This is a genomic window from Gemmobacter lutimaris, assembly GCF_003570715.1.
GTDB classification, from domain to species: Bacteria; Pseudomonadota; Alphaproteobacteria; order Rhodobacterales; family Rhodobacteraceae; genus Gemmobacter; species Gemmobacter lutimaris.
Genome location: NZ_QXXQ01000053.1, coordinates 1 through 864, shown reverse-complemented (window position 1 = coordinate 864; position 864 = coordinate 1). Strand labels below are relative to the sequence as shown.

The 864-nt window shown below is 61.7% G+C and carries 1 protein-coding gene; it reads left to right on the top strand.

The window, feature by feature from the left end:
* Positions 1–74 precede the first annotated feature (74 nt).
* Positions 75–844 (top strand): IS5 family transposase gene (locus tag D2N39_RS22420; RefSeq protein WP_267899593.1). Its coding sequence is split into 2 segments (ribosomal slippage): positions 75–411 and positions 411–844, totalling 771 coding nucleotides; the frame shifts between segments, so codons are not numbered across the junction.
* Positions 845–864: the final 20 nt, after the last annotated feature.

Here is an 864-nt window from a genome sequence, read left to right as displayed (position 1 = left end):
AGGGTCAGGACCCATTGATCGGCTTGAGGCTGCGGTCGCTGCGTGATTCAAGCTCCCGGACATTGGGGGTGAGGATGAGCAACCTTTTCTGGCTGACAGACGAGCAGATGGAGCGGTTGAAGCCGTTCTTTCCCAAGAGCCACGGGAAGCCCCGTGTTGATGACCGGCGCGTGCTGAGCGGGATAATCTTCATTAATCGCAACGGGTTGCGATGGTGCGACGCGCCCCGGGAATATGGCCCTCCCAAGACCCTCTATAACCGTTGGAAGCGGTGGGGCGACATGGGTGTCTTTGCCCGGATGATGGAAGGCCTGGCCTCCGAGGGCACCGAGCAGAAGACCGTCATGATTGACGCGACCTACCTGAAGGCGCACCGCACGGCTTCGAGCCTGCGGGCGAAAAAGGGGGGCCTGAGGACAAACGCGGGCGTCTGATCGGACGAACGAAGGGCGGGTTGAACACCAAGCTGCACGCCGTCACGGACGCTAAGGGCCGCCCGCTGCGGTTCTTCATGACGGCGGGCCAAGTCAGCGACTACACCGGCGCGGCGGCTCTGCTGGGCAGCCTGCCTGCCGCAGAATGGCTAATCGCGGACAGGGGTTATGACGCTGACTGGTTCCGGGAGGCGTTGAAAGACAAAGGGATACGTCCGTGCATCCCTGGCCGGAAGTCACGCAGCAAGGCGGTCCGCTACGACAAACGCCGCTACAAGCGCCGCAACCGGATCGAAATCATGTTCGGCAGATTGAAGGACTGGCGCCGCATCGCAACCCGCTACGACAGATGTGCCAAGACCTTCCTCTCTGCTGTCGCCCTCGCAGCAACCGTCATGTTCTGGCTTTGACGATCAATGAGTCTGGAGCC